30 protein-coding genes and 3 pseudogenes are annotated in these 26,908 nt (G+C 33.1%); 14 read left to right on the top strand and 19 right to left on the bottom strand.

The genetic code is table 11. The features are described 5' to 3' along the window. Positions 1–254: 254 nt before the first annotated feature. The 3 genes from U9R83_RS26565 to U9R83_RS26575 form a co-directional block, all read right to left on the bottom strand. Positions 255–617: a hypothetical protein gene (locus U9R83_RS26565; protein WP_328575483.1), complete on the bottom strand. Its 363-nt coding sequence runs from the start codon at positions 615–617 to the stop codon at positions 255–257. Positions 618–639: 22 nt separating this feature from the next. Next, the gene (locus U9R83_RS26570) at positions 640–1,311 is read right to left on the bottom strand and encodes a hypothetical protein (protein WP_328575484.1); all 672 of its coding nucleotides are present in this window, start codon (positions 1,309–1,311) and stop codon (positions 640–642) included. A 74-nt stretch (positions 1,312–1,385) separates the two neighbouring features. Then, positions 1,386–2,492 (bottom strand): tetratricopeptide repeat protein, encoded by a 1,107-nt coding sequence (locus tag U9R83_RS26575; RefSeq protein WP_328575485.1) that lies wholly within the window; start codon positions 2,490–2,492, stop codon positions 1,386–1,388. A 477-nt stretch (positions 2,493–2,969) separates the two neighbouring features. Between U9R83_RS26575 and U9R83_RS26580 the strand changes: the two genes are divergently transcribed. From U9R83_RS26580 to U9R83_RS26600, 5 genes are all read left to right on the top strand, one after another. Then, positions 2,970–3,182, top strand: coding sequence for a helix-turn-helix transcriptional regulator (locus U9R83_RS26580; protein WP_016766174.1), 213 nt, complete (start codon positions 2,970–2,972; stop codon positions 3,180–3,182). Beyond that, positions 3,172–3,597 (top strand): hypothetical protein, encoded by a 426-nt coding sequence (locus tag U9R83_RS26585; protein ID WP_016766173.1) that lies wholly within the window; start codon positions 3,172–3,174, stop codon positions 3,595–3,597. The genes U9R83_RS26580 and U9R83_RS26585 overlap by 11 nt, the downstream gene beginning before the upstream one ends. Before the next feature lie 171 nt (positions 3,598–3,768). After that, on the top strand, positions 3,769–4,350 hold the full coding sequence (locus tag U9R83_RS26590) for a hypothetical protein (protein ID WP_328575486.1): 582 nt from the start codon (positions 3,769–3,771) through the stop codon (positions 4,348–4,350). A 144-nt stretch (positions 4,351–4,494) separates the two neighbouring features. Continuing rightward, complete coding sequence (locus U9R83_RS26595; protein ID WP_442956758.1) at positions 4,495–4,842, top strand: YxiJ family protein; 348 nt, start codon at positions 4,495–4,497, stop codon at positions 4,840–4,842. A gap of 170 nt (positions 4,843–5,012) precedes the next feature. Continuing rightward, positions 5,013–5,309 (top strand): hypothetical protein, encoded by a 297-nt coding sequence (locus tag U9R83_RS26600; protein WP_328575487.1) that lies wholly within the window; start codon positions 5,013–5,015, stop codon positions 5,307–5,309. A gap of 215 nt (positions 5,310–5,524) precedes the next feature. Here U9R83_RS26600 and U9R83_RS26605 read toward each other — a convergent pair whose 3' ends face one another. Both U9R83_RS26605 and U9R83_RS26610 read right to left on the bottom strand, forming a co-directional pair. After that, positions 5,525–5,719 carry a DUF4083 domain-containing protein gene (locus tag U9R83_RS26605; protein WP_328575560.1) on the bottom strand — a complete coding sequence of 65 codons (195 nt, stop codon included), beginning with the start codon at positions 5,717–5,719 and terminating at the stop codon, positions 5,525–5,527. Between the two features lie 184 nt (positions 5,720–5,903). Continuing rightward, positions 5,904–6,032 (bottom strand): hypothetical protein, encoded by a 129-nt coding sequence (locus U9R83_RS26610; RefSeq protein WP_328575488.1) that lies wholly within the window; start codon positions 6,030–6,032, stop codon positions 5,904–5,906. Positions 6,033–6,169: 137 nt separating this feature from the next. Here U9R83_RS26610 and U9R83_RS26615 point away from each other — a divergent pair, with 137 nt between their 5' ends. Continuing rightward, positions 6,170–6,412, top strand: a complete 243-nt coding sequence (locus U9R83_RS26615) for a hypothetical protein (protein WP_328575489.1) — start codon at positions 6,170–6,172, stop codon at positions 6,410–6,412. Between the two features lie 89 nt (positions 6,413–6,501). Here U9R83_RS26615 and U9R83_RS26620 read toward each other — a convergent pair whose 3' ends face one another. The 6 genes and pseudogenes from U9R83_RS26620 to U9R83_RS26645 all read right to left on the bottom strand — a co-directional run bounded on the left by U9R83_RS26620 (position 6,502) and on the right by U9R83_RS26645 (position 12,872). Further along, the gene (locus tag U9R83_RS26620) at positions 6,502–6,912 is read right to left on the bottom strand and encodes a VOC family protein (RefSeq protein ID WP_328575490.1); all 411 of its coding nucleotides are present in this window, start codon (positions 6,910–6,912) and stop codon (positions 6,502–6,504) included. Between the two features lie 217 nt (positions 6,913–7,129). After that, positions 7,130–8,533 carry an MFS transporter gene (locus U9R83_RS26625; protein WP_328575491.1) on the bottom strand — a complete coding sequence of 468 codons (1,404 nt, stop codon included), beginning with the start codon at positions 8,531–8,533 and terminating at the stop codon, positions 7,130–7,132. Between the two features lie 174 nt (positions 8,534–8,707). Next, a complete protein-coding gene (locus tag U9R83_RS26630; RefSeq protein ID WP_328575492.1) occupies positions 8,708–9,715 on the bottom strand; it encodes a LacI family DNA-binding transcriptional regulator in 1,008 nt (335 codons plus the stop codon). Between the two features lie 106 nt (positions 9,716–9,821). Continuing rightward, positions 9,822–10,769, bottom strand: coding sequence for a dihydrodipicolinate synthase family protein (locus U9R83_RS26635; RefSeq protein ID WP_028413776.1), 948 nt, complete (start codon positions 10,767–10,769; stop codon positions 9,822–9,824). An 890-nt stretch (positions 10,770–11,659) separates the two neighbouring features. Next, positions 11,660–12,133: a stress protein gene (locus U9R83_RS26640; RefSeq protein WP_328575493.1), complete on the bottom strand. Its 474-nt coding sequence runs from the start codon at positions 12,131–12,133 to the stop codon at positions 11,660–11,662. Positions 12,134–12,418: 285 nt separating this feature from the next. Beyond that, positions 12,419–12,872 (bottom strand): annotated as a pseudogene (locus tag U9R83_RS26645) (VOC family protein). Positions 12,873–13,156: 284 nt separating this feature from the next. Here U9R83_RS26645 and U9R83_RS26650 point away from each other — a divergent pair. Beyond that, a pseudogene (locus U9R83_RS26650) lies at positions 13,157–13,660 on the top strand (DinB family protein). 732 nt (positions 13,661–14,392) lie between these two features. On the opposite strand, the gene U9R83_RS26655 reads toward U9R83_RS26650, so the two are convergent. From U9R83_RS26655 to U9R83_RS26665, 3 genes are all read right to left on the bottom strand, one after another. Continuing rightward, on the bottom strand, positions 14,393–14,578 hold the full coding sequence (locus U9R83_RS26655) for a hypothetical protein (protein ID WP_048022023.1): 186 nt from the start codon (positions 14,576–14,578) through the stop codon (positions 14,393–14,395). A 266-nt stretch (positions 14,579–14,844) separates the two neighbouring features. Continuing rightward, entirely contained in the window at positions 14,845–15,066 is a 222-nt protein-coding gene (locus U9R83_RS26660) for a DUF3006 domain-containing protein (RefSeq protein ID WP_209369453.1), read from the bottom strand. 2 nt (positions 15,067–15,068) lie between these two features. Then, complete coding sequence (locus tag U9R83_RS26665) at positions 15,069–15,821, bottom strand: ComEC/Rec2 family competence protein (protein ID WP_442956759.1); 753 nt, start codon at positions 15,819–15,821, stop codon at positions 15,069–15,071. 567 nt (positions 15,822–16,388) lie between these two features. Between U9R83_RS26665 and U9R83_RS26670 the strand changes: the two genes are divergently transcribed. Beyond that, entirely contained in the window at positions 16,389–16,733 is a 345-nt protein-coding gene (locus U9R83_RS26670; RefSeq protein ID WP_328575495.1) for a hypothetical protein, read from the top strand. A 184-nt stretch (positions 16,734–16,917) separates the two neighbouring features. On the opposite strand, the gene U9R83_RS26675 is transcribed toward U9R83_RS26670, so the two are convergent. Continuing rightward, entirely contained in the window at positions 16,918–17,145 is a 228-nt protein-coding gene (locus U9R83_RS26675; protein ID WP_208757687.1) for a helix-turn-helix domain-containing protein, read from the bottom strand. A 257-nt stretch (positions 17,146–17,402) separates the two neighbouring features. Here U9R83_RS26675 and U9R83_RS26680 point away from each other — a divergent pair, with 257 nt between their 5' ends. Together U9R83_RS26680 and U9R83_RS26685 are read left to right on the top strand one after the other, a co-directional pair. Then, entirely contained in the window at positions 17,403–17,924 is a 522-nt protein-coding gene (locus U9R83_RS26680; RefSeq protein ID WP_328575496.1) for a hypothetical protein, read from the top strand. Next, positions 17,911–18,075 carry a hypothetical protein gene (locus U9R83_RS26685; protein ID WP_226701719.1) on the top strand — a complete coding sequence of 55 codons (165 nt, stop codon included), beginning with the start codon at positions 17,911–17,913 and terminating at the stop codon, positions 18,073–18,075. Before U9R83_RS26680 ends, U9R83_RS26685 begins: the two co-directional genes overlap by 14 nt. A 162-nt stretch (positions 18,076–18,237) precedes the next feature. Here the strand turns inward: U9R83_RS26685 and U9R83_RS26690 are convergent, their stop codons facing one another. After that, entirely contained in the window at positions 18,238–19,035 is a 798-nt protein-coding gene (locus U9R83_RS26690; protein ID WP_328575497.1) for a hypothetical protein, read from the bottom strand. Positions 19,036–19,043: 8 nt separating this feature from the next. Beyond that, entirely contained in the window at positions 19,044–19,820 is a 777-nt protein-coding gene (locus tag U9R83_RS26695) for a plasmid stabilization protein (protein ID WP_328575498.1), read from the bottom strand. A gap of 160 nt (positions 19,821–19,980) precedes the next feature. On the opposite strand from U9R83_RS26695, the pseudogene U9R83_RS26700 reads away from it, so the two are divergent. After that, positions 19,981–20,065: pseudogene (locus tag U9R83_RS26700) on the top strand. Between the two features lie 66 nt (positions 20,066–20,131). Here U9R83_RS26700 and U9R83_RS26705 read toward each other — a convergent pair. Beyond that, complete coding sequence (locus U9R83_RS26705; RefSeq protein ID WP_226701722.1) at positions 20,132–21,433, bottom strand: replication protein; 1,302 nt, start codon at positions 21,431–21,433, stop codon at positions 20,132–20,134. A gap of 581 nt (positions 21,434–22,014) precedes the next feature. After that, positions 22,015–22,707 carry a helix-turn-helix domain-containing protein gene (locus U9R83_RS26710; RefSeq protein WP_189643536.1) on the bottom strand — a complete coding sequence of 231 codons (693 nt, stop codon included), beginning with the start codon at positions 22,705–22,707 and terminating at the stop codon, positions 22,015–22,017. A gap of 1,410 nt (positions 22,708–24,117) precedes the next feature. Here U9R83_RS26710 and U9R83_RS26715 point away from each other — a divergent pair. From U9R83_RS26715 to U9R83_RS26725, 3 genes are read left to right on the top strand one after another with little or no spacing between them, the layout of a single operon-like run. Then, positions 24,118–24,750 carry an HAD-IA family hydrolase gene (locus U9R83_RS26715; RefSeq protein ID WP_328575499.1) on the top strand — a complete coding sequence of 211 codons (633 nt, stop codon included), beginning with the start codon at positions 24,118–24,120 and terminating at the stop codon, positions 24,748–24,750. Next, positions 24,751–26,160 (top strand): sensor histidine kinase, encoded by a 1,410-nt coding sequence (locus tag U9R83_RS26720; RefSeq protein ID WP_221816255.1) that lies wholly within the window; start codon positions 24,751–24,753, stop codon positions 26,158–26,160. It begins immediately after the preceding gene. Next, positions 26,129–26,758: a response regulator transcription factor gene (locus U9R83_RS26725; protein WP_221816256.1), complete on the top strand. Its 630-nt coding sequence runs from the start codon at positions 26,129–26,131 to the stop codon at positions 26,756–26,758. Before U9R83_RS26720 ends, U9R83_RS26725 begins: the two co-directional genes overlap by 32 nt. Positions 26,759–26,908: the final 150 nt, after the last annotated feature.

Raw genomic sequence — 26,908 nt, forward strand, 5'->3', positions numbered from 1 at the left:
GTGCTAGTCCATAAATGAAGTATGAACCCAAAAATGACATTATTGAATTTAAATGAAATAATGATTCATTGTAATTTTCTAATAGTACTTTAACTATTAGTACAATGCTAAACAAAATCGTTTGATAAAAAACTAGTAAAACTAGTGGCATTAAAGTATCTCTCCTTATTAGATGTCACTGAACGTACATATTTTTTGTAAATAACTAAATGGTAGCTAAAACTGCGTATTTGACTTTATTTCAAAACACTCTATTATTCATTATTTTTTTCTTTGTCAGGTATATTCTTAAAAACATTTTCTCCTGGATCAAATCCCTCTGGTCTCCAATAGTGTTCTTCATACTTACCTTCTTCAAATATCTTTCTAAGATAACTGATAGCATCAAACCATGTACTAAATACCAAAAATGAATAAGGAAGGCTACCTTCATCATTCCATACAATACACTTATCTTCTTTAGATTGTGTAACAAGGTAAGAAGCATCGGGAGGCATTTTGAATATCTCATATGTATTCTCAAGGACATCATCCCAAGAGTTAAAGCCTAATTCTTTAGCAAAAATTTGATATTCCTTTAAAAATATATTTTTTACAAACCTAGAAATACACCCCATTATCTATTCCCCTTTCCTTTACTTAAATATCAAGTAGTTGATCATTAATTTGTACTACTTTTGAGCCTTCTGGGAAGGTTAAGCACACTTTTTGTATAGATGAATATCTATCCTCGTTTGAAAATAAGAAAAACCCGGCTCCATCATGGAAAATAGTTATGAACGTAGTATCTTCTTCTATTTTAAAAATAGGGATAGATAGGTTTCTCCACCTGCCCCATTCCTTAACTCTCTTTAGCTCAAAACTTAAATTTTCAGAATAAGAAATTGAGTAAAATTCGTTCATATTAGCAAGGTAAAAGGTATGTTCTAATGCTAAGGATAATATACGCGCGTCTTTAATTAGTAAAGTAAAGCGTCGAGGGTGATAGGTAACACGTTTAAAAAATGTATAGTAGGCTTGTTTTTCCTCTAATAATTTATACCTATATTCTATACCTAATTGATTAAATTCCTCTTCAAACTCCTCTGCCATCACATCATCACAAAGGAATGTAAGATATAAAGGATACCTATCCTGCTTAATTAAGAAATCGCATAAGAATTCCCTTTGTTCATCCCTATCGTCAACGCTTTCCATTGTTTCAGATATAAAGTAAACAGAATCAATAGATCCTTCCAATTGAACATAGTGGTCCATCATTTCATCAAACTCTGCATTTAACTGCTCTTGTTGAATCCAAATCTCACTCATATAAAACCTCCTTTACATATAAAAGAACCTGCACCAGTAATTTTTCCTATTTGACCTCAAAGATTTGCTGCGTCTTATATAGAAAAATAGTTAGGGTTCGAATTTGTATGTCTAAAACAGCCGTACAAATAACATCTGGTTTCTACTTGAGGCTTATAATCTATAATAGGAGCTTTCTCCTCATAAACTTCTCTAACTGCATTTTTAATAAAAGTAATCTCTTCCATCGTTTCTTCTTCGTATTCTTCTTTAAAATTTTCTTCCTCCTCTGGATCTTGAATGACTTCTTTCATCTCTTTTTCTTTTCTTTGAATAGTCTTAGAGGCAAGTTCTTCAATTTCTTTTGTTTTTGAAAGCTTCCATAAAGAATAAAAATAAGTCGGAAGAAATGCTTCTGAATAAAAATCCCAATCTAACTTAGAGTAAATGTTAACAAACTCTTCATAATCTCCCAGAATATAATATATCTCTGCTATATCAGCTTCTAATGCTTCTTCCTCTTTTTCGCTCAAAAAAAGTAATTCTTTTGCAACTTCTCTTGCCTCTGATTTCCTTCTTAGTTGTGCTAGACAAATTCCGTAGCTAAGTAACGGAAACAAACTATAGTTGTTACAGGATCGTAGTTGGTGCGCTTTATAAAAACATTCAGCAGCTTCAGGTAACATTCCTTTTTTGTAGTAACATAACCCCAGATTATTTAAATTTTCTAGGGAAGGTGTTAGATTAATGCCTTCTTTTAATACATTTATTGCTTCTTCATACTTTTCTTCTTTTATGTACATTTCACCCATCAAATTATAGGGAAAGTAATGATCAGGTTTGTTTTTCAATAAATCTTCTACTATATCAAATGCTTCGTCATCTGCAGTTTCCCATGTATAAGACACGGATTCTTCTTCTGTCTCTTCTTCGAAATTTCGCGTTTCTTTAGTATTACTTGTGGCCTCTATAATTGGTTTTCCCTCTGTAAAATAAAAATAGGCTAAATTATAAAGGGGTTGAATAGAAGGTTTCATTTTAGCAGCAGCTTGTAGTTGAAAAAATGCTTCTTCATATTCATTTGTCTCCATAAACACTATAGCAAGCTCATTTCTTAGCTTTACGTTGTAAGGGTCCTGTTCAACTTGCTCCTGCAATTGAAGCGAAACCTTTTCAAAATCTATTTCATCATACTTGCTCATATTCATACTCCTTCTAGACATTAAACTCAATTTCATCTGTAGCATTAGTAAAGTTCCTTATGTACAAGAACAAAATAAAAAGCCACCTAGTATTTGCAGGACAGGTGGCTTTTTACTATAAAATGCATGTGCAGACACATAATAACATATTTTCAACAAGAATAATATATTTTAAAGGACTAGCATATGCATAAAAAGGCTGCTTTTCATACAAGATCTGTTAGTTAAAAAGGAATGAAAACGTTGGTAAATCAACGATGTATAAAAAGTTGCATAAAAGAGAAAAAGAGAACTTCTTAGAACCCTTGGGGCGTAAGGGTTCTCTTTTTTCGTGTGTTCCGAAAAGAGACTTTATGTAAACTAGGAATGAATAATATATTCATCTTCATTGTAAATATTATGGAAAGTCAACTTTACATAATTGGGTTTTTATGTTAATTTTATGTAAAGTTCACTTTCCATATTAGGAGTGGTTAATTGAAAAATAAACTCGAAATAATACGAAAACAGCATGGGATCAAACAAGAACAACTTGCTGAAGACTTAGAAGTTTCTCGGCAAACTATTGGTTCTCTAGAAAACGGAAGGTATAATCCATCAATTATTTTAGCTTTTAAAATTGCACGTTATTTTAATTTGAGTATTGAAGATATCTTTATCTATGAGGAGGAAGTAAATAATGAAAAATAAGGGGCTTTGGGTTTTAACTCTAAGTGGGATCGTTATAATATTTCTCGGTATATTGGTAACTTTGCCTATAGCAGATGAACTTCGTTCTAAATTTATCCGTCCAGATTTAGTTTCAATAGCTATTATTTTCACAGGATTTCTTCTTTCTTTTTCTGGGATAACAGTAATTTCAACTGAAAAATTTAAAACAAAAGCACAAAAAATTGAGGAAGAGGATGAGCGTAATATTAAAATTAATCAATATGCTAAATCTAAAGCATTTGATTTAATGTCTTTTCTATTCGGCATGGGCTTGTTATTTCTAGCATTGTTGGGTTATATGAATAAAGTATCCTTTTTCTCTTTAATTGGCTTGTACTTTATAAGCTATTTCTATTTTTGGTATCAAAATTGGTTAATTAAAAAAGCAATTTAAATATAATTTGAATTTATAAAAGGAGCACGGAGGCATAGTAAAGTGTTCCTTTTGTTTTCTATAAATGACATTATGCGAACTCAATTATTCAAAAAATTTCATTTTATTGAAACAATTTCAAAATAATTACGTATGTAAAGGTACTACATAACGAAAGGTTGGATCTTTTTCATGATAGCTGACATAGTAGACGCTTTTAATTTTTTGTTAGATATTTTTAAAGGTAAATTGCCTTTACATGATTTATATTTACTAGGATTAATCATGATTATTATGCCTATAGCAGAGTATTTACGAGAGAAAAAGAAGAAAGACTATACGAAATTGCATATGTTATTTTTAAAATGGCTACCGATTTCATTTTTAGTCGTTTCGATTTACTTAACAGGCTTTTACTACATTACTAATTTAATAACCGATATTTTTAGTTCTCCAGATAGTTTTCAACATCAAGAAAGCTTACGCTCAATAGCCATTATGTCTTTAACAATGGCTAGCATCTCTTCTTTAATTATTTCCATAGGTAAATTAGATAACTTTTTCATTAATAACAAAGGGATACTCACCTTTTTTATTAATTCCTTACTTTTAGCAGTTGGAATGTATCTTATAAATATAACTTGGTATAGAACGATTACAGCACCTTTATGGAGTTATGGAATCATAGGTATCATCAATACAGCTTTTTTATGTTTCTTACTATGGGAAGAAAATAAAGAATCAATGAACGAACAGAGTAGAGTTGCGAACTAATTGGTGCCGATAACGCTGACTATGTTAACTAAAAGTATATAGAGGATACACATATCTTTTATAGTGAACCTTGTGTAAACAGTGGTAAGATAAAGCTCTACATAACAAGAAAAGGTGGAGTTTAATATAAGAAAACTAACTATATTGGATGAATTAAAAAAGCTTAATGATGATTTGTATCATCCATTTCCTCATGAAGACATTTGTAAAATACAAGATAAATTTAGTGTGAAATTACATGAAGACGACCTGTTAACCGCAGACTTTAATAGCTATTGGATGAATATTGCTGGTAGTTTAAGTTATATGTTGAGAGGTAAAACGGAGAAAATTCCTCAAAATCAGATTGATGAATTAAAGTTGACTTTTTTTGAAATTTTCCCTCAATATTCTTTTTTAGAAAAAGAAATCTCTACCTATACAAATTTGTACGAAGAATATAAAATTTATGAGAAAACAAGAGAGCTCATGTTACGTTATTTATTTAATTAAAGCGAGTAAAGAAAAAGAGACGACTTTCTAAATAGCCGTCTCTTTTTTTGCGGATAAACTACATTATGTGAACTAAGGTTGTATACATATGGTGAAAAAATCTCATTTTTTTGATAAAATGGAAATGTATTGATTGAAAAATAGGACAATGAATAGAGAGGAACATATCAATGCTTGGTGATACTTTTACACTTTTTAGACCGGTTTATTATTTAATAACATTGCTTTTAGTATGTAACTTCGTATATGTAGTTTTTTTAAACAATAAAATTAGAGCAACTAGCTATATATTATTCAATTCCTTATTCTTTGTAATAATTGCAGCAGTTTTATTGTTTCAAGAAGGGATAATTGTCGATGAAACAAACTTAGCAGGAGATCCATTAACTTTTGATTTAACGATATTTTTTGGGGTTTTACTTATTGTTAGCTTTATTTTTAGAAATAGAAAGAAGAGGAAAGCTTAAAATTTCCTCTTCTTTGTGTTTTTACCGATAATTTTGATTATGGTAACTAGATTTGTATAGGATATACATAAATTTAGCGTCTCTTTTTATCATGCTCTTTCTGAGTGTCTTTTATTGTTTTAGTCATAGCGAAGAATATAATTAATACTATAACGAGGCCAAGTACAATTCCTCCAAACAATAAGCTACCCCCTTCCTAATTCTTGACTAATCTGTTAGTCTTTTTTCTCTTTTTCAAGCAATTCAATTATTTTATCAAGTTTCTTATCGAGTTCGATTGAATGGTTGGTTTTTAAAGAAGAGTTAATAAGCAACCTTCGGATGAATAGGCTAAAGGAAACTATAAACAAAGCAATAAGACCAATGACTATAACAAGGTATACTATTGAGAGCAGATTGAAGCTATCTATGACACATCACCCTTTTCTATTTTTAGATAATATATCGTATTATTATGATTTCAAGCTTTTATATTTAACTAATTTTCAAAAGTATTTCCGATAAACAACCATTATGTTAAATATGGGTATATATTTAAAAAGAAAGGATTCTAGCTTTTCATAAAAGAAATGTTAGAATCTCTTTTTTATTTCTTTAAGATGGTAATTTTTTTGAACTTCTGACGACTTTGCTTGCAGCAAAAGAAAAAGCATCTGGAACATAGAAAATAACACTTAAGATTCCTCTCATAACTAACTTGGTCAGTGAAAAAGCTAATTCCATTATCCATCCCCTCCTTCTTATTACATATTTTACTGAAAATTCTTTATGTATACAGTTCTATAAAAACATTATGGTAGCTAATTTTTTAACCTAAACTATTACTTTAGTGTTATTTTTAGTAATAGGGAGAGTGGGATATGAATTTAAAAAAGAGCCAGTCTTATATTGATTTAACAATAAGAAATTGGGATAACACAGAATTTAGCATTAAGTTGTGGGAAATGTGTGAAGAAGCTAGAGAATATGAAAATGATCAGGTTGAAGTCCATCAAGTAGTAAATTTAGGGAAACGTAAAGGAGAATGGCATTATTTAATTATCATAAATATCAGTCAAAATTTAGATAATTTGGGGGCACTGGTAGAAAGTAATTATAGATGATTAAACTCCTCTACCCTATATGAGCTAGAAGAGTTTTTTGGTTCCTGTAAGCTGTTTTATGTTAACTAAGAAAGCCAAAAATCCACTGACTAGTCCAATGGATTTTTGGCGATAACTGCTACTCCTTCCACTAATTGTAACAGTTCATCACTGGGGCCGTGGAACAAAATCATAAGTCCCCCTTCTAACGTCAGTTGGGGTTCAGGAGATAAAAATTCAATTCCTTTTTTCTTATAGTGGTTTATTGCTTCGTTCATATTCTCTACTGTAAAAGCAAGATGGTTAACAATTCCACTTTTATTATAGTCGCTCATAGGATTAATATTTCGAATTAGTTCAATTTCTACACTTGGCTGTTCGTTCAAATACAAAAATGCCATCTCTTTTATTTTTGAAGAACCTCGAAGACGAACCTTGAAGCCAAACATATCCGAGTAATATTCAATGGCCTGATCCATATCCTTAACAATTATAGCTACGTGTTCCACTTTTTTTATCATTCATATTCTTCCTCTCTCCATAAAAAATAACGTTACTTAAAACGCTGGTTCATCTAGTGATCATCTATGTACTGCAAAATTAATGTAACTATTATTATTTCACTGTTTTTCTCCACCTGTAAGGGTAAGGATATAATGTGTAGGGGTTAGCGCATTGCAGTACTCATTAACAAAAGAGGTAAGATTATTTTAACCTTACCTCTTAGAACTGGATCGCTTATGGCGCAATATCTTCTAACACCTTCTCACGTGTCTCAATCATCTTAAATGCCATAAATGCACCTACTGCAGCTACACAAGCGAATAGAACAAAGACCGAACTAATCCCTTTAGCGCCTAATACAAAGCCGAGTATCGTAGGAGCAATGGCTGAAGCTAGTCGTAACCATGCTGTCGCAAACGCGATTCCAAGTACTCTCATACGTGTTGGGTAAATTTCTGGTGTATAGAGATAGAGAAGAACCGTAATTGTTCCCATGACGCCATATGCTGCTGAACCTAAATACATAACACTTTCAGCAGATTTTGCACCGTTAAACCAAAGCGTTGTTAAAAGTAACCCTACAACTAGAAAAGCGATAGTTGCCCACCTTTTACGTCCAACTCTATCAATAAGTAATGCGCAAGCAAACACAGCTACTGTTTGAATGACATTCGTTAGTGACGCTGCATGTAGAGATTCTTCTAATGGAAGGTTATAAACTGTTTTGTATAAACTTGGAAGCCAGTTATTAAGTCCGTTCGCAACAAAGTAGGAAGAAAACCACAGAGTCCAAACAATTAGCGTTCTACTGCGGTAAAAAGGGGAAAATAATTCTTTCCAATCGCCTTTTACTACAGCTTGAGGTGCACTAATTTTTGCTTCTATACGTTTATCCGTACTCGATTCAATTTCTTCAATTACTCGTTCTGCTTCATCGAATCTGCCCTTTGAAATTAACCAACGAGGCGATTCGCGCAATTTAAAGAAGAATAAAAAGACAATTAATCCACCAATTCCACCGATTAGAAACATCCATTTCCATCCAAAACTAGGTACAACTAAAGCGCCAATCTGAGCAGATATCATTAACCCAAGAGGGAAGATCATTTCATATAGCATAAAAAAACGTCCGCGTCCTTGTGCAACTGAAAGTTCATTTATATAAGCTGCAGCAACAGGAACCTCACCACCTACTCCGATGCCTTGCACAAAACGCAGCCATAATAAGGCATGAAAATTCCCCGCAAACGCACAAGCAATACTCATTCCTGACATTAAAAAGATGGTCCATTTAGCACTATAAACACGTCCAAATCGTTCAGCTAACCAACCAAAGAAGATAGCTCCAATCGCTTGTCCAAGATATCCAGAACCGATAAGAATACCGATTTGACCAGGAGTTAAATTCCATATTCCAATTAATACAGGTAAAACGAATGCTAGAGATAATGCATCAAAAGCATCAAAAAATGTGGCTGAACCCATAATAACACGTGGTTTAATATGCCAACGTGAAAAGGGAACGCTCTCTATACGTGTAAGCAGTTCAGTAGCACGATTAGACAAACCAATTTCTTCGTGATCATAGTTGATAGTCTTAGTGGGTTCTGAAGAATTTCTGTTTAATTCTGTATTCATACATAAATCCTCCTTAGTAGCGATTCCCTCTAATCGCAATGACAATGATCCTAAGATGTATAAAACAATACTTAATTAAAGTGGAAATATAAGATTTTAATAAAATGAAAAGGTTTACAACAAAAAGCAACAACTAGTAGACCCTAAAATCTTTTTAGAGCCTACGTATGAATGTTAGTTATGTTTTGGCCGATCGGTTGTGGACCTATCGACATATTCCATCGTGAATACGACGTCTTTCTTTCGAATTTGTTTCCCTTCTAACATACTCATCAGGATTGAGGTTGCTCTTTGTCCAATACCTAGTAAATCCACATGAACCGTAGATAATGCAGGAGTTATAAAGTCTGAAATCGGAACATCATCAGCTCCCACAACGGATAAGTCTTCAGGTACTGACAAGCCAATCATATCAGCTGCTTTAATCACGCCGATGGCTAAATAATCAGATGAGCAAACGATGCCTGTGATGTCTCTATGTTTTTTTAGAAACGTAGCTACTTCTGTTGTAGCTTTTAGAGCATCAAATTCAGCAATTTCAAAAACATTTTCAGAAGAATAATTTAAACCTAATTCATCCATTTTCTCTTTGTAGCCGTTCAAACACTTGACACTATGCATGGAACTCATCGGTCCATTTACAATACCAATATTTCGGTGCCCTAGCTCATAGAGAGCATTCACTGCTTGTTTGATACCATCTTCATCATCCGGTCGTACACAAGGGAAAGGTGATCCTTCTAAATAGCTACCTACTACGACAATCGGTAATCGAATACTCTCTAACCATTCTAAGCTTAATTCCTCATTTCTAGGTGAAAAAAGGATAACGCCATCTACGGCTTGAGTTTCAAGCAACCGTTTCTGCTGGGAAGAGGTAAACGACATCATCATATTATAGTCCGTCTGGTCAATTCCTTTTGCTATTCCTTCTAATACTGTTGAAAAGAATGGGTTATTTAAAATAAACGATCCCCTTGGAACTACAACTGCAATATTTCCTGTATTTTGTTTAACAAGTCCTCTTGCTCCTAAATTAGGACGATAATCTAACTCTTCCATTACTTTGCGAATTCGTTCTGCCGTTTTCGCACCAACACCAGGTTTATTTGTCAATACTCGTGAGACAGAAGCTGTTGAAACACCAGCTTTAAGTGCCACATCCTTGATACTTACACTCATAGTACATACCTCCGTGGGTCAAGTATACCTATCTATTATAAACGAGTCCCACCTAAATACTAAAGAGTAGTGGTTGCAAGATTGCCCCCACTACCTACAACATTTATTACGCTTTCACTTCATCTTTTAGTAATCCTACTTTTAGTAACCCTTGACGAATCTCTTCTACCTCTTCTTCTTTTAAAGGTAATACTGGACGTCTTGCTAATGAACTACTAATTAATCCACGTTGATACATTGCTTCCTTCATACGTAAATGTGAGGTTGAAGAAGGCTCATCCATTTTATATACAGCTTGCTTTAATTCAAAGATACGATCATACACAGCATTAGCTGCGGTTAGATCTTGATCTTTCACGCATTTCACTAGTTCTGCGATTAAATCCGGTACAAAACAACCAAAGCCAACTAATGCACCGTCGATTCCTTGAACTAAAGTAGGTAACAAGTATTCATCATGACATGTTAACAGTGAAACATCAGGCGCATTCTTTTTTAGTGCTCGAATATCTACTTCATATTGTGCAATATCTCGTTGTCCAACTTTGATAGACACAACGTTTGGAATAGCAGCCATTTCTAATAATTGGCTAGTTGTATACGATGTTTTTGTCCAAGTTGGATATTGATGAACAACGATTGAGATATTGATAGCTTCTGCCACGTCTTTAAAAAACTGTACTGGTGATTCTTCTTGCATCCCGAATCGTAGCCAAGAATGTGGAGGCATAAGAAGGATTCCACTTCCTCCAGCTTTTTCTACCGCTTGAGCATGTTGGATAGCCTCGATTGTTCCCTCTGCAGAAACACCAGAGATAACAGGAATGCGACCTTTTAATTCGTCAGCTGCAATTCGTACAGCCTCTGCACGTTCTTCAGGCAATAAAGTCATAATTTCCCCTGTATGACCATTTACTACAATTCCATTAACCCCTTCATGACCTGCGACCCAGCGAACTAAAGAGCGAAAGCCCTCTTCATCAATTGAATAATCGTCCTTAAACGGAATAAGAACTGCTGGAAATACGCCACTCCATTTTACTTTGTTTTTCATTAAAAACATCCCCTTTGTCAATTTTTAATTTATAGTAATCGTTTACGTAAATAATAATAAAATGAAAACGCTTAATTGTCAATATTATTTTTATTTTCTGACAAAATAAATTAAAAACCACCCTTTTAACCCCTCTAATAGCAGTTAAAACTATGAAATACACCATAAATGTAAAGTAAACGTTTACTAATTTAGTCCCGTAATTTTAAGCTTTTATTTTTAATAATTAACTTTAAAATTGGATTTTAAGGTTAATACCTTACTGTTAGTTTTGGAAGATGTGCACCTTGAAAACTATTTATATAAAAAGAACCCTTTGCCATAAAGGCAAAGGGTTTTCAAATTTATTGGAATAGGGGGAATACATTATTAGTCTGTCCATATTTATAGATTCATATACATATATCTTTAAAAATAAATCTGGTGATTAACTCTGTTATCAGAAAATAACTTTATCTTCGTTTTGTTATTCATTAAATAAATGCTAAAGTATTTCATATATTATTAAGGTTTCATCGTTTACACTTACTGGCGACAAATATGAACAAAATCAACAAGAGGTGCGTATGTTACCTGCACCAAAAACATGTGAGTAAACTAACTATGTTGAAGATTTACTAGGTAAATTATGAAACTAGACAGGGTAAAGGAAGCGACAGTGGAATGGCAAGATGTTCAAATGGTAGAAAATTAGCAATTAGAAAAGACCCTGTATCATTTAAGACGCAGGGCTCTTCTAAAGTTTTGTATATTGTTCAAATTATTTACAGGGTTCTATATTGTACCATACAATATAGAACCCTGCTACACTTTTTCACTTTGAAAATTTTGAATATAAAAAAGAATTCATTTCGAAAATAATTGTTCAAAATGAATTCTTTTTATATAGATTAAGGTCTATGGAAGTTGACCGTTTTTTCGTCATCTCCCGTTCGTTCAAACCAACCTCTAAAGGCCCAGTTATCGTATCCTCCGTCACCTTCATTAATAAACGTTCCTTCTTCAAATATCCAAACTCCAAACGTGATACCATCGTAATCTACGGTATCAAAATATTGGACACCTTGTAACTGGTTTGAATTATAACCTTGACTCAAATTCATGACCATTACATTATATTGTTGACCCGATTCAAAAAACGCTTTTTCCATTGCTCCTTTAACAAAACCACTTCGATTATCAGCCGTTTTAGCTGCATCTGCAATCGCTTGCCCAATTGCTACTGGATCGATCGCTACGTCTCCTCCAACTTCTGCAGCTTCTGCGGAACCAGCAAAACCTCCTAAATTCGGTAGAGCTAATGGCGTCGCTAACATAGCTAAACCTACGGCAGAAGCTACAACAGCTTGTTTCGCTCTTCTCATTTGATCTCTTCCTATTTTAGTTGATTCTTAGAACAACTATCCTTTTTATGAATATTAAAACAAAAATTCCATAATTAAGTAGATACAGGGAGGGTGAGAAAAAGTGAAATAAAGGTTTGAAAAAACCTGAAAATAATCTCGATTGGAAGCCAGATGAAGAAACAATGACACATTTAGAAATAGTTTGTCATGTTGTAGTATTAGATGCTATCCCCATCTATCTATTGAAAATTCAGGTAGCTTAAACGTACATTTTAGTAAAGACTTTTATAAAACGTCACTTACTTATTTGTTACCGAGTTGCTCTGCCAAACCGATTAAAAGTCCTTCTACTCCACGTATGTAGCAGAGCCGATACGAGTCCTCGTATTGAACCACTTCGCCAACGAGCTGAGCGCCATACATAGTGAGTCTGGACACCATTTCGTCAATGTCTTCAACAGTAAACATGACGCGTAGATAGCCGAGAGCGTTTACAGGAGCAGTCCGGTGATCCTGATATAGTAGGTGGGGTGAGAAATCTCGAAAGTTCAATCCTGCTGTGGCCATCCGGGGTAACCATCATCGCAATCTCTACGCGCTGAGAACCCAATCCCGTTACGCGGCCACCCCATTGACCTTCTACTGTGGCTCGTCCTTCAAGACTCAAGCCAATCTCCTCAAAGAAAGAAATTGCATCATCAAGGGATTCTACAACAATGCTGACATTGTCCATTCTTAGTAGTTTGTTTTTTTCTATATTTTTATCTCCTTATGTGTAATATTTTATTATCTGTTCATTTTCATAATCATTCTATTAAAAAGTTACAAATTCCTTTCAAACAAAACATTCTTACCCTGTCACTAAGCCATATTTGTTGTATATTTTATATTCTTTGTAGAAAAATGATCTATTTGCCAATAATACAAGAAGGACTTTACTATTTACTAAGCTAATTAATGAAAAAATCGATGTAATAATAATTCCGAATAGTGTATAGTAAAGAATAATTTTTCATTATATGTCTGAGAGGTGGGATTGTTATGGAAAAGCTAGAATATGAATGGGTAAAACAAGCACGACAAACTTTATTAGAGCAATGTAGAGAATTGAGTGAAGGTGACTTGGCGAAAGAGTTTGCATTTGGTTTTCAAAGTATTAGAGATTCTCTAGTTCATGTGGCAGGTTGCTATCATGCTTGGCTAGGTTCTTTTGTGCTTTCAGAAACATCATCACCACTATTCACAAAAGAAGTAATTAATACTATGCAAATAGACGATATTCAGCATTATTTTCAAAAGGCTGATAGATACGTAGAAAAAGTATTGGAGTAATTCACAGATAAATTTGATGAGTCTATTGAAAAAGAACTGGCTTGGAGAGCAAACAGTGGTTTGGTAAGAAAAACACCTCGTCAATTGCTTGTCCATTCAATTACTCATGAATCACATCATAAAGGACAAATTGTAGTTATGTTACGCCTATTAGGGCATACACCTAAAAATACGGACATATTGGGGTTACCTGAAAAAGAACCTTCCAAATAATAAATTAAGAAACCTTCTCACAAAGAGCAATGTTTTTGAAATAACGTATGTGCTCTTTGTGAGATTCGTAAAAGTAGACGTTTGTAGTTAATATAAAACCAATTAAAGGAAAAAGGTCCTTGTCGGAGGATATGTCTGTTATGGTGAACATATAATCTTCTCTAGAGGGTAAAGTCTATAAAGGAGTTTTTATTTATCAAAAAAGCTCGATAAAAAAAATAAAGTTAACTAGCTTTATTTTTTATAATATACATCCTTCTTTTCAAATAGTTGATTCTGTATACAAGTATGATATATTAGAAGTCATACTATTTTTTACAAATTTCAACGTAACTCTATTTTTGAGGAACCTCACGTCCACTGCTGAGGTTCCTCTTTTATTTTGTATGCGTAGCAACACATTCAAATTAGCGTTTGATTACACATTATGGTAAATCGTTTCATTAAATCCTTATATAGAGCTCATCACAGAAGACATTTCTTTAATAGGTAAATGTCTTCTGTGATCTTTTTAACCTGTTAATAACAAATAACCAGATATAAATATATAAGCACACCTTTAATTCAACAGGATTTTGATACCACTAAAGAATTTCAAAAAAAGTTCTTTATAGAATCCCTTTTTTATTTTAAAGCTTAACTTTTTAGTTCTACGTAGAAAAATATGTTTTACTCTCGGTTTGTCTTTTTCCTTAAATACTTTATGCTCGTGTTGTTTAAACAATTTATTCCCTATCCACTAACCCTTTCTTTTAAATAACCTAAAAATCCATTTTGGACTTTAACTATATGGTCACCGTTCCAAATACTATTGACCCTAAAGTAATACCACCTTCGAGATTCACCTAAAAATTCTCCAACGCTATAACCTTCTTTGATTAAATGAGCTTGAATTTCTTCTTTCCAATCATTAAACATCTTCTTCCCTCCTATTTAAGATTGTTAAGACTTTCCTTTTACTAATCCCCATTTCATTCAAGGGAAAACCAATCATTCTTATTATTCATATATGTTAGTATTATCTATATCATATAAGCTTTATAGCAATTCCAACTACGGTGAATAGAGCACCTTCAAAAGATTTGTAGAGGGTAACACGCCATAACAAAAAAGCCGAAAAGGTAACTATCGGCTTTTTGAATCATATGGTATCTATATACTGTGTATACAATTAGCAAGGGAGTTTAATCTTCCCAAACTTCATTCATTAAATCTTCAATTTCTTTTGCCAGCTTTTTCGTTTCACTTTTATCAATCTCAACCTTATCTCCCGTAATATAAACGACATCTCCAACTTGTGTATTCTTGGGAAAGATATCTTTAGGATAATCTTTTGTCTTTCCTTCAATTTCAACAACAGCAAATCCCTCTTCAAATCGATCAATAATCCCTTTTATCTTTTTCATAATTACCTCGATTTTTTAACAGAATAAGATGTTCCATCGCCTGTAATAATAATTGTACCACTTTGGTCTGTTCGCAAAATACTTGCTTTTGAATTTTTTAGTAAGTTCACAACTTGAGAAGTAGGGTGTCCATAGCTATTTTTACCAACGCTGATGACCGCATACTTAGGTTTTACAGCATCTAAGAAACTCTTACTTGTAGACGTTTTGGCACCATGGTGGCCTACTTTAAGCACATCTGCACGTAGTGTTTTCTTTGCGTTAATCATGTCTGCTTCTGCTTTTGTTTCAGCATCACCTGTAAATAAAAATGTATTCTTTTTGTAAGCCATATGGACAACAGCACTCCAGTCATTTAAATCACTGTTGGCATATGTTTTGGTAGGCCCTACAATTTGAGCATTTACATCTTTAACAGGTAACTTTACGCCTGCTTGTGCTGTTTGAATCTTTAATTTTTTCTTTTTAACAGCATTCAAAAAGTCTTTGTAAGCTTGAGTGTTATTACTTACTTTCGGTGCATAAACATTTTCTACTTTAAATGCATTAATAACTTCATCTAACCCACCAATATGATCAGCATCAGGGTGAGTAGAAATTAATACTTCTATATCATCAACTTTTTGTTTCTTTAAATAATTTACAACTTCATTTCCTTTTCCCTTGTTTCCCCCATCAATAACAATGTCCTCACCATTAGGGGCTTTAATATAGATACTATCCCCCTGGCCTACATCGATGTAGTGTACTTTCATGGTTTTAGGTGTTGCTGCGTAGGATGAAGCTGGAGCTGCAGCAATCCCTATTCCTATAGCGAGCGAAGAAACAATCTTGATAACACGGCTCTTCATTATTTTATCCCCTTTTGATAAATGTATTTTTACTTGTATTGTTCATTTATAGCAAAATTAATTTTACTACATGAATCCATCTGTTAATACAAATAAATTTGAATATTTTTACTTATAAAGGTGATAAAAGTCATGTTATAAGTAAAGATAAGTAACAAAATGGAGGTAAATAGTAATGAAATGTGCTATTTTAAGAATTAGGTGAGATTGACATTTTAGGAGAAGTGGACCTTATGATCAAGCTACTACATATAGTTAATTCTAAATTCCCAATATGTACAATTAGCTTGAAAGAGAGGTGTTTTCAGATATTATGTCACAGGCAAACAACTAAAAAGTGATGGATGTAGAAGATAAGCAACAAATTATTTGTTGTGAAAGGTGTTTCTATACTACACAATCCAATTTAGCTTGAGCTCGGTGGTAACTGTAGTTTGACTGTTTTTAAAATCTTATAAAGGGGGCATGTGAATGAAGAAAGAGCTCTTATTTGAATCGTATGTCTTGCTGTTTGATATTGAAATAACACTTGCCAGTATAATAGAAAAAGAAATGACCACATATTATGGACATTTATGGCGACAAATTTTTTTCGCTGAAGGTGGAACTCAACTCTCCGATAATCTCCCCTTATTATTTCGATTAAATCTTCTACAAGGTATCTTCACTGATCATGAATTACACGACCTATGTATATTAGTAGATGTAAAAAACACTTTGAGTCAACAATCAACTATTTCTCAGGATGATTTTGACCACCTTAAGTATTTTTCTCACCAACTAAACAGAAAGAAACTTCTCTCATTATCTATCTAACTTCATTTACAGTGAAAGCTCTTAAAAACACCTAATCATAATAAGAAGTAAATAGGAGTTATACTTTTAAGCATTCAATTGAATATGAAAAGCCTACTTGTTCTTATACAAGTAGGCTTTTCTGCTACGTTGAAGTGCTTAAAAAATTTACGTATCATTTCAAAGAAATTATAGCATTGTCTATTTACATTTGTAGAAAATCTTCTACTTTTACATCTTTCTTTAATCTCTTTAATCCTCTATTTATTTTATGTACAGTTGAAAATTTGGGTATGTACTTCTTATCGTTACACAACCTTGAAATCGTATGACGGCTCAGATTTGTTGCTTGTTCTAGTCCTAATTGATTTATATCTTCTTGTTTATCTAACCATCTTCCAAAACGTGTTCTTTGTTTTCCCAAGCCTAACATTACTATAACTCCTTTTTAGACCCAGTATGTCCTATATGTTGTTTTTTTAAACTTTGGCAAAAAAACAACATATAGGACAAGCATTAGCTCATATCATAAATTAAGACGTCAGAAAGAGACGTCAACTTAAATCATCGGGAATGGAGCGAATGAAATGACAAAAGAATTAGCAATCGCGTTATTGAATCGAAAAGACGTCTATTTAACGTTAGAAGGTAAGCAGAGGTTAGAGGTCATTCTAAAAGAGAAAAACGCGTATGAAGAAAAATAAGAAGCCGAAAAATCGTGTAGACACCTATCGACCAACTGTGCGGTATCATTCCATTTATCGTACCTATGTGGATAGTCTATTTCAGGCTACCGAATTAGACCGAAATCAAATTATGAGGTGTGCGCTTTTTACAGCAGCGCACAACCCTATTTTCTTAGCATTAATGAGTCAGTATAAAATGAGTGACGTCCCTCTCCCCTCCTCACCATGGCAGCCTTCTTCCCACCCGTTATGGATGGAACAAGAGCCTAACATCGAAGAGAAAGGAGGAAGAGAACATGATGACTTTGAGAGAAAAGGAACGTCTACAAGCACTTCTACATTACTTGGAACATCAACAGACGGCCAATCAATCTCTGGAACAACTACTCAACCCAACCAACAGTTCTCTAACAATGAAAAGGCAGCACGAATTACGAGACGTCAGCAACCGATTGAGAGACGATCAAGGGAGATTCCTACTTTACAATTATCAAACAATGGAGGAATTAGACTTGATTTTAGATAAAGAAGCTGAAGTACAACGAAAACTTAAAATAGAGCCGATTGAAGGTTCTTATAATAGCTATGCGGTGCATGAAAAGGAAAAGAGGGATTGGAGTGGTAATATCTATTTGGCGTGTGTTGCAGCGATTTTGGCCATTTCCTTTTTCACCTGACGTCTTTTTAGAATAGTGTCGATATTTTGGTCATAAACATATAGCATGAATACAATTAAGACCGCCTTATAAACTGATACATAATGGGCGGTCTTTGTTGCGAATATGCAGTTCATTTTACGAAAAATAAAAGGCTGGAGGCTCACTCATTGCACATGCTTGTTATTTCAATTCATCTTCAGTAAGATTTTTCACGTCTAATTTCCCTGTATGAACAGGAGTAAGTTCAACCCTGTCATCTTTTCCAGATTTCTGATCGATAAATTGAAATTGTGGTAGTATGACTTTTTTATCAAGATCTACTGGGGCAATAATAAATTGTTTATCATAAGGAGCTATAACAACATATTTTTGTTCATCTTTACTTACAACATAATAATTAGTTTTGGTGCTAGCACGATACTCTCCAAATATAGAGGCTACTCCTATAATAAATGCCGTACTTAAAAATATTAGGGAAGCTGGTTTCAGTTTTTTTAAGTCATCAAATACTATAATGATTGCAACTGGTATTACTAAAATAGCCGATACAATCATTTTATTACTAAAAGCTTCCCAACCATCCATAAATAAAACAAAAAATGCTTCCAGTACATTAATACTTATCATCAATACATACATGGTTTTAACAGCGATTTTAAAGCGTTTATTATACTTAAAAAACTTAGGCTCCTTCGATAAACTAATTACAAGAAGAAGTAAAGTTGTTATAAGTACAAGAAGAATGATAATACTAGATATACCTTGTTTACTAAAATCTATAAACTGCTTATCAATGTGATAATAGTCGAGAAACATCCATTGATACAAATAATAAATACCATAAGAAATTAAGCTACTTATGCTTAACAAGATAGTTAAGTCCGCACTGATAAATTTCCCCTTAAAAAAATTAAATATAGATTCCCCAGTATCTGAATTATTTTTCTGTCCCTCTTTTGTTTCATTGTTTGTATTCATGCTCATTCCTACTTCTGATATTCATACATAACTGGAACTTTATCCATTTTAACGGTTTTGGCCACAATATAACGACGGTAACCATCTTTCAAGATATTCGATCCTTTTTCAATCGTTAATGGCTCATCGAGACGCCCTGTACGTTTCACAAAATCAATGACCTTTTGTGTTTTTTGAGGGTTTGGACGTGTCTTTAAGAACTCTTCAGGTACGATGATTTCGTCGAAACTTAGAAGATCTTGTGTCCCTTTTGGCTGATTTGTTATTTGTTTCTTTTGTGGCTCCACCTTTTTCTCTTGAATAGGTGTCTCCTTCACTTCTGTCTGTACTTTTTCAGCTTTCTTCTCTTCATTTGCTGCAGGTTGAGAAGTAGGTGCCGGTTTTTCTTCCTGTTTGGTAGCAGCAACTTCTTGTTGCGCTGCAGAAGCCTCTTGTTTGGCCTCTTTTTTATCGTTTGGTTCATTGTCTTCTTTGTCTTTCTTATTCGGGAGAACGGTAATCTGGAAGCAGATTACACCTACTTCACCAGGGCATTCATCAATAGGAATGTCTAAAGTCGGTTCTCCTTGAATTAAGATTTTTTCATTCATAATACTTTTTTTCGTGAGACCTGTTTTGTTAAAAGCCTTCTTTGCAACAAATACCGTGTACGAAATAAACGTACTCTTCTTCAAGCCTTTAGGCGCAGATGGTGATCCTTTTTCACGCATATCAAAGGCAACATAGCGATCGTATTCTCGTAGTGGTCCTGTGGCTGATCCAGTTAACGTAATTTTATGTGGCATAATGTGCTCCTCCTGCGTAGATATAGATTTATTTATTATTTAGAACAGTGTTCTAAATAAACATATCCTAATAATAATTTAGCTTCTAAGGGATTTCTTCACTTTTTACATTTTCCCGTGTCGTACATATAACCAGAGACCATGTGCATACTTGTAGTGTGGACTTGTAGCTCAATGGCAGAGCAGCCAGTCGTATTACACTATACAACTTTGGCGTCTTGCAGGTTTAAATCCTGCCAAGTCCTCTCTTAAAACACTGAATACGTTAGAAATAGTGAAAGTCCTTGCTATGCTTTAACTATTTTTAAAAATTAAGAAGCTGGTTCCTTTAATTTAGCATATTGATGCAATAAGTCTTGCTCCTCAGGTGTTAATGCTTGTCTTAAATCTTGTTTCAGTTCCGCCATTTCTAATGAACTGTACGTAGAGCAATGTTCTTGCAGCAAGTATTCCTCTTCTGGTGTAAGTTCTTGCCCTAAGTCTTGCTTTAACTGAATCATTTCAAGCTGTTGTTCTAAAGATATTTCTACTTTTTTTGTACCCTTCTCTTGATCCTGCTCAGCCTCTAACCAATCAGGAACGATTTCTTTACGGATAATATGTTTTGGTATAAACAATTTTGTTGATGACTCTTCTTTATGTATAACTTCCTCATGAGTTGGATATACTGATAAATAATCCTGGTTTTTAGGATCTACCAACTGATAGAATTGGTTTTTCGCAATTTTATAGAGTAATTGGCACATATTATCTAAGGACAAAGAATTGCCTTTATGATTAGCTTCATGTACATATTTGTCTAATGCAATAATAGATGTATACGCAATTTCATGTACTTGCCCTTTGGTAATATCAATCTCTGTATCCCGTTTGACCGTTTTTGCAGCATTTTGAATGCGAGCATAAAAGTCTTTTAATTGATGACCATACTTACCTGCATAGACTTGATTGACTTTCTTAGGAACACCTTTGATATAGGTAAATGACTGTGAAGCAGACATTAAATGATTATTTATATGATTTACAGGTAAATCAAGGTTAATAAAGGCACCAGGTGATTTATCAGTCTCTAAGCTTGGTGTATCAACGTTTTCTGCACTTTCTGGAGACATCACAGGAAGCGTCACAGGAGTTGTCATTTCTTCTTGTTGGACCGTTTGTATACCTGTTGTATCATGGGCAAAAAAGATTTCGTCGCAAATCCGATTAAAGTTCTTATGACTTTTAAGAATAAATACATAGCTATCAGGGTGAGTACCTGTTGCATCCTCTTTAATGTAACGTGCTACAAGGACAAACGGCGTCGCTTTTAACGAACGTACAAAACGAGAAACCGTACTTTTAGAAACTTCAAATTTCTTCATGAGCGTTTCAGAACGAATGGCCTGGATGCCTGTAGCCACTAGGTTATAGATGACATGATCGAGCATTTCCATTCTTTTTTTAGGAAATTCTTTATGTATGGCTGATTGGTTCTGTTTGTAATGAGTACGGATAATTTCTAAAAACTCTTCTTTCTTTTTCCGAAGTGTGGATTTGTTCTTCCATAACCACTTAAACCGTCCGTTGAAGGTGTCTACATCTCTTAAATAGCAGGTTAATATTTTTGTCATTTGTTCATCTTCTCCTTTAAGGAACAAAAAAAGACACTGTTTCCCTGGAAAAAGGAAAACAATGTCGTGATTTTGATGAACTAAGCCCTTGAAATAGATAGCTATTTCATATAAAATAAAACCATAAGTTTTATTTTATAGAAAAACTAAATCTATTAACAAGAGACTTCGACAAGTGTTTTCCCTACCGTAACTAGGGGGAACGGTTTAAGAGTGCTACCAACACTTCTTAAACAGTTGAAGTCTTTTTTCTATTCCGGTCATTTTTGTTAGTTTTATTATAGCGTTAACTAGTCTCATAATTCAATAAAAATTAGCAAAATATATCAAAACGAGTATTTTAGGCTAATCTTTTTTATTTAAGTAATAAATAATTAAACAAATATTTGCTTATAAAACAAAATCTATCTCTACTTTTAATCAGCATGTAAAAGGTTGTCTTTTATTTTGTTTACAAAGGATCTTCTAAATTTATAGTATCAAAAGAGGCATTGAACTTAGTTAATTTAGCTTAACTAAGTTCAATGCCTCTTTCCTTCTCTCTATTTCACATTTATTTAAAATCAGATTAATTATTAATTTTATTGAATATCATACTCTTTTTCAAGTCGATCTACTAAGTGTTCGCTTATATAGTCCTCTATGAAAGATCGTTTTTTATTATAATCTTCTTCCTTCTTGAAGCTAAATAGGCCAGTTTTCACAGTTATAGTACGATCCTCTTCAGGTAAAGTACCCCATTTTTGAATTGCTTCTTTTCTTAGTTTGTTTCTAATTTTCAATTCGTTTAGACGTTGCTCTTTTTCTAATATTCTTTGGTTATCTGTGGTTGCAGATGTTTCTGGGAGTGCCTTTAGTACATCTTGAAATTGAGATAGAATCTCTTGATTTGTTTGTCCACTTTGTTTCATAAATGTTGTTAAAACCTGAACCATAGAATCAATTTTCTCAGTTGCTTCTGCTAATTGTTCTTCTAAATCTACTATCTTCTTCTCAAAAACTGTTTTCATGGGCTCATTCTTTTCCAACATCTCAGATGTTGTTTCTCCGTTAAAATGTGAACGGATTTGCTTAATAGAATAGCCATTCTCTTCTTTTAATCTCTTAGCCTCAAGCAACATATCAATTTCTTCTCTTTTAAAACGACGATGACCACCTTGAGTTCGGATCCCTTGAATATTAAAATCCTCTTGATATCGCCTAATTGTTTGATCAGAAAGACCAGTAAGCTTTATCACTTCGCTTAATTTGAATTCTTCCTCAGCTTGTTTCAAAATTACCCCCCCTTTTTTCTCAAATATAATAACAACAAATTTGTTGTTATTATAACAGAACTTACACTGATTTTTGAGAGATTTAATGATGGATTTTATGTTAGATTTACAGTGTTTTTACTATTTTGATTGAATAAATAATTTAAAGTTCTAGTCTATTATAACAAAGTTCTTACACAGACTAAAGAGATGAAACCTAACTCTGAATCTATAGTAAGTGGTTGTTAAGTTTGGGCTAAGGAAGTCAAAGAGATGAAACCTAACTCTGAATCTATAGTAAGTGGTTGTTAAGTTTGGGCTAAGGAAGTCAAAGAGATGAAACCTAACTCTGAATCTATAGTAAGTGGTTGTTAAGTTTGGGCTAAGGAAGTCAAAGAGATGAAACCTAACTCTGAATCTATAGTAAGTGGTTGTTAAGTTTGGGCTAAGGAAGTCAAAGAGATGAAATCTAACTCTGAATCTATAGTAAGTGGCTGTTAAGTTTGGGCTAAGGAAGTCAAAGAGATGAAATCTAACTCTAAATCTATAGTAAGTGGCTGTTAAGGTTGGGCTAAGGAAGTCAAAGAGATGAAATCTAACTCTGAATCTATAGTAAGTGGTTGTTAAGTTTGGGCTAAGGAAGTCAAAGAGATGAAATCTAACTCTGAATCTATAGTAAGTGGCTGTTAAGTTTGGGTTAAGGAAATTAAAGAGATGAAATCTAACTCTGAATCTATAGTAAGTGGCTGTTAAGTTTGGGCTAAGGAAGTCAAAGAGATGAAATCTAACTCTGAATCTATAGTAAGTGGCTGTTAAGTTTGGGCTAAGGAAGTCAAAGAGATGAAATCTAACTCTGAATCTGTAGTAAGTGGCTGTTAAGTTTGGGCTAAGGAAGTCAAAGAGATGAAATCTAACTCTGAATCTGTAGTAAGTGGCTGTTAAGTTTAACTGAAGTTGAACTATATTCAGGGATTTGAGTGTGATTTTTTATTTGGTCGCCATTTAATTCAACTAAGGTTAAACTTGTGAGAGTTTGTAATAATATAACTATATTTATTGGATTTTAAGTTCAACTTAAATTTAACTAAAGGGGAGGGGATCTAAATGCAAGTCTAAAATATGGAATTTTTAAACATATGGTTGATTGGGATTTTGATATTTTCTTAACTATTAGAATAATAGCTTTTAATTTTTTATTAAATATACGACTTTAGAACTTCCTTTATTGTAAAAATAATCAATAAAAGTAATTAAATTCCATTTAATTGTAATTCATAAACATTTATGTGGGTCAAATGAATCCGAAAACAGACTTTAACTAAATGTAAAAAAAAGGGATTGTGTTCTATTTGAAACTGAAAGAAAGTTTGATAAGCTAAATTGTAAATATAACCAATGTTTTTACACTATCAATGAAGTGGAAGTGAAGCGATGACTAAAACAATTATTTTTGATTTTGATGGCACTCTAGTTGAATCAGGACAGGTAGTATTTGATCTTTTTAATAGCTTTGCTGATAAATATAAGTACAATAGAATGCCTCAAGAACAAAGCAATTATATTCGTACAATTACATTTAAGGAACGCTTTAAAAAGTTTAATGTTCCATTATTTAAAATTCCGATGTTAACGATTGATATTGTAAAGAAGTACAAAGAAATGATTCCAGATCTTGAGACAATTGGAGACATTAAACGTGTGTTACACGAGTTGAAAGAAGAAGGGTTTAAGTTAATTCTTGTTTCCGCAAATTCGAAAGAAAATATTAGAAAATTCTTAAAACTGAATAAGATGGATTATTTTGAAGAAATCCTTACTTCTCATCGATTCTTTGGAAGGCATGTCACACTCAATAATTACATAAAAAAAACAAAGACACCAAATAAAGATGTTATATTTGTCGGTGATGAACATCGTGACATTGTAGCCTGTAAGAAAAGTAATATCAAAATTATATCAGTGACATGGGGGTATGATTTCGAGGTGCTTTTAAATGAAGCAAATCCTGATTTCATTGTAAGAAAACCAGAAGAAATCTTAAGCGTTATTCAAGAGGTTGTCTAAATGATTACTTTGTTCCTAGTGAGTGGTGTTTTTGCGATTATCTGTTATAAGTATGATCCAAAATCACCGCCTTTAAGATGGGTAGTATTTCTTTTGATTTGTGGTTCATTAGCTGGTTTATCCCGTGCTATCATTGAAACTTTTATACCTGCTTTAAATAGGAATGATATAAATTCAGAGTGGATTAACACATTACTATATTATTTAAGGATTATAACGGGATTTGTTTCTATCTATTTTTGTCCATATGGCATTTTGATGCATGCAATTATATATAGTACAAAGCTTAAAGCCAAAATCACAAGGGTTTTAAAGTGCGCGTTATTAATTCCTATACTATTTATGCTTAAGACAACTGTCTACGTACCTGACATCATACCTGATTTTGATAACATGATCTACTGGGCTGTTCCTTATATCATTATTGCTTGTATTCTTCACCTTTATGGATACTTTACGGAAAAGGACAGACAACAAAAAAAAAGTCGATTTATAACATTATCTCTGATGTTTCCAGTGATATTATCAGCTCTTATTTTAAATTATATTATGCGTGTATTTAATAGTGGCAATCAAGAATGGCGATATATTATTTTTTTCATTGTCGCTTCATTCTTTGTTTTTATTTGGAAAGCTCTTAGTGCAGCTGGTTCTTTGAATGGAATTAAGCTTAGGTATGAAAGACAAGCACATGAAAGAACAAGACAAGCAGTCAACCAGGGGGCAGCTTTAATAAATCATGCTATAAAGAACCAGATATATAAGATTGATACTAGCTTACATACTATTGATTTAAGTCATTTAGATGACTCATCTAAAAAGTCTGTTCAAATTATTGATAGAAGTGCAAAACATTTAATGGAGATCATAGAACGAATGCACCATAAGACTCAAGAGATTAAAATTGTTAAGAGTAAAAATAGTTTGATCGATCTTCTAGAGGCCAGTTTAGAAAATGAAAAATCAGAGTTGGATAAAAAGAGTATAGAGGTTACTAAAGTATATACAGTCAAAGAACCTTACGTTTTTTGCGATAAAACACATACATTTGAGGTGTTTTTAAATATACTAAGAAATTCAATTGAAGCAGTAGAGGGAAATGGAAAGATTAAGATCTCAATCTTACAAAAAAACAGTAAGAATGTAATGGTGCGCTTTTCGGATAATGGAATTGGTATTCCTCAAGATCACTTAAGGCATGTTACTGATCCATTTTTTAGTACTAAACAAAATAAAAGTAAAAATTATGGTATGGGCTTAAATCAGTGTAATGAGGTCATGTATAAGACAGGTGGTAGTCTTAAAATAGATAGTAAGGTCAATGAAGGTACAACACTCACGCTAATATTTCCAATACATTTGAAAAAGGATGATGTATATGAAGAACATGATTCGCGTCGTGCTAATTGAAGATGATCCAGATTGGCTCAGTATCATGGAAAATATCATTGGAAAAGAAGAAGACATGATGCTAGTAGGGTGTGCCCAAACACAAAGAGAAGGTATAACACTTTCTCATGCTCTAAGCAATATTGATATATTCCTTGTAGATATTAATTTATCCGGTGCTAATCTCGATGGGATATATACGGCATTAGAGTTAAAACGTAGCAAGACATCTAAAGTTATTATGTTAACATCTCTGTCAGACGAGGAAGTTATTCAGCAAGCTTTTACAGCCGGAGCAACAAATTATATTTTAAAAAAGGATGCTGTTCGTATACCTGAAATTATTCGTTCTACCTACCATACTGAAACGAATCCAGTCGAGGTGTTGTTAAAAGACTATCGCCGTATGAAGACAGAAGAGCAGCTTAAGGATTTAACAAATGCAGAAAGAGAAGTTTTTGAATATATTGAAAAAGGATACTCTCGTAAAAAAATTACGCTAGAGACACATAAATCCGACAATACACTGAAAACACATTTTAAAAACATCTTCAAAAAATTATCGGTATCTAATACAAAAGATCTTATAAATAAAGTGAAAACTGGCGGCCTAAAGTGACTTGTTAAATTAACAAGTCGCTTTTTTTGTTTGCAAAAAGGGTGATATTTCGTCACCCCTTGTCTAAAAAAGGGTGAAAAAATATCACCCCATTTACAAAATAGGGTGATGAAAAATCACAGTATGCAAGTTTTCAGAACTTATATATCC

It is taken from the genome of Priestia sp. LL-8, assembly GCF_036227845.1.
Lineage (GTDB): Bacteria > Bacillota > Bacilli > Bacillales > Bacillaceae_H > Priestia > Priestia zanthoxyli.

What these genes read in the sequence shown, in the direction of transcription:
- U9R83_RS26565 (WP_328575483.1), bottom strand. Translation starts at nt 617, where the DNA reads ATGGGGTGTATTTCTAGGTTTGTAAAAAATATATTTTTAAAGGAATAT.
- U9R83_RS26570 (WP_328575484.1), bottom strand. Translation starts at nt 1,311, where the DNA reads ATGAGTGAGATTTGGATTCAACAAGAGCAGTTAAATGCAGAGTTTGAT.
- U9R83_RS26575 (WP_328575485.1), bottom strand. Translation starts at nt 2,492, where the DNA reads ATGAGCAAGTATGATGAAATAGATTTTGAAAAGGTTTCGCTTCAATTG.
- U9R83_RS26585 (WP_016766173.1), top strand. Translation starts at nt 3,172, where the DNA reads ATGAAAAATAAGGGGCTTTGGGTTTTAACTCTAAGTGGGATCGTTATA.
- U9R83_RS26590 (WP_328575486.1), top strand. Translation starts at nt 3,769, where the DNA reads ATGATAGCTGACATAGTAGACGCTTTTAATTTTTTGTTAGATATTTTT.
- U9R83_RS26600 (WP_328575487.1), top strand. Translation starts at nt 5,013, where the DNA reads ATGCTTGGTGATACTTTTACACTTTTTAGACCGGTTTATTATTTAATA.
- U9R83_RS26610 (WP_328575488.1), bottom strand. Translation starts at nt 6,032, where the DNA reads ATGGAATTAGCTTTTTCACTGACCAAGTTAGTTATGAGAGGAATCTTA.
- U9R83_RS26615 (WP_328575489.1), top strand. Translation starts at nt 6,170, where the DNA reads ATGAATTTAAAAAAGAGCCAGTCTTATATTGATTTAACAATAAGAAAT.
- U9R83_RS26620 (WP_328575490.1), bottom strand. Translation starts at nt 6,912, where the DNA reads ATGATAAAAAAAGTGGAACACGTAGCTATAATTGTTAAGGATATGGAT.
- U9R83_RS26625 (WP_328575491.1), bottom strand. Translation starts at nt 8,533, where the DNA reads ATGAATACAGAATTAAACAGAAATTCTTCAGAACCCACTAAGACTATC.
- U9R83_RS26630 (WP_328575492.1), bottom strand. Translation starts at nt 9,715, where the DNA reads ATGAGTGTAAGTATCAAGGATGTGGCACTTAAAGCTGGTGTTTCAACA.
- U9R83_RS26635 (WP_028413776.1), bottom strand. Translation starts at nt 10,769, where the DNA reads ATGAAAAACAAAGTAAAATGGAGTGGCGTATTTCCAGCAGTTCTTATT.
- U9R83_RS26640 (WP_328575493.1), bottom strand. Translation starts at nt 12,133, where the DNA reads ATGAGAAGAGCGAAACAAGCTGTTGTAGCTTCTGCCGTAGGTTTAGCT.
- U9R83_RS26655 (WP_048022023.1), bottom strand. Translation starts at nt 14,578, where the DNA reads ATGTTTAATGATTGGAAAGAAGAAATTCAAGCTCATTTAATCAAAGAA.
- U9R83_RS26660 (WP_209369453.1), bottom strand. Translation starts at nt 15,066, where the DNA reads ATGAAAAAGATAAAAGGGATTATTGATCGATTTGAAGAGGGATTTGCT.
- U9R83_RS26665 (WP_442956759.1), bottom strand. Translation starts at nt 15,821, where the DNA reads ATGAAAGTACACTACATCGATGTAGGCCAGGGGGATAGTATCTATATT.
- U9R83_RS26670 (WP_328575495.1), top strand. Translation starts at nt 16,389, where the DNA reads ATGAAGAAAGAGCTCTTATTTGAATCGTATGTCTTGCTGTTTGATATT.
- U9R83_RS26675 (WP_208757687.1), bottom strand. Translation starts at nt 17,145, where the DNA reads ATGTTAGGCTTGGGAAAACAAAGAACACGTTTTGGAAGATGGTTAGAT.
- U9R83_RS26680 (WP_328575496.1), top strand. Translation starts at nt 17,403, where the DNA reads ATGAAGAAAAATAAGAAGCCGAAAAATCGTGTAGACACCTATCGACCA.
- U9R83_RS26690 (WP_328575497.1), bottom strand. Translation starts at nt 19,035, where the DNA reads ATGAATACAAACAATGAAACAAAAGAGGGACAGAAAAATAATTCAGAT.
- U9R83_RS26695 (WP_328575498.1), bottom strand. Translation starts at nt 19,820, where the DNA reads ATGCCACATAAAATTACGTTAACTGGATCAGCCACAGGACCACTACGA.
- U9R83_RS26705 (WP_226701722.1), bottom strand. Translation starts at nt 21,433, where the DNA reads ATGACAAAAATATTAACCTGCTATTTAAGAGATGTAGACACCTTCAAC.
- U9R83_RS26715 (WP_328575499.1), top strand. Translation starts at nt 24,118, where the DNA reads ATGACTAAAACAATTATTTTTGATTTTGATGGCACTCTAGTTGAATCA.
- U9R83_RS26720 (WP_221816255.1), top strand. Translation starts at nt 24,751, where the DNA reads ATGATTACTTTGTTCCTAGTGAGTGGTGTTTTTGCGATTATCTGTTAT.
- U9R83_RS26725 (WP_221816256.1), top strand. Translation starts at nt 26,129, where the DNA reads ATGAAGAACATGATTCGCGTCGTGCTAATTGAAGATGATCCAGATTGG.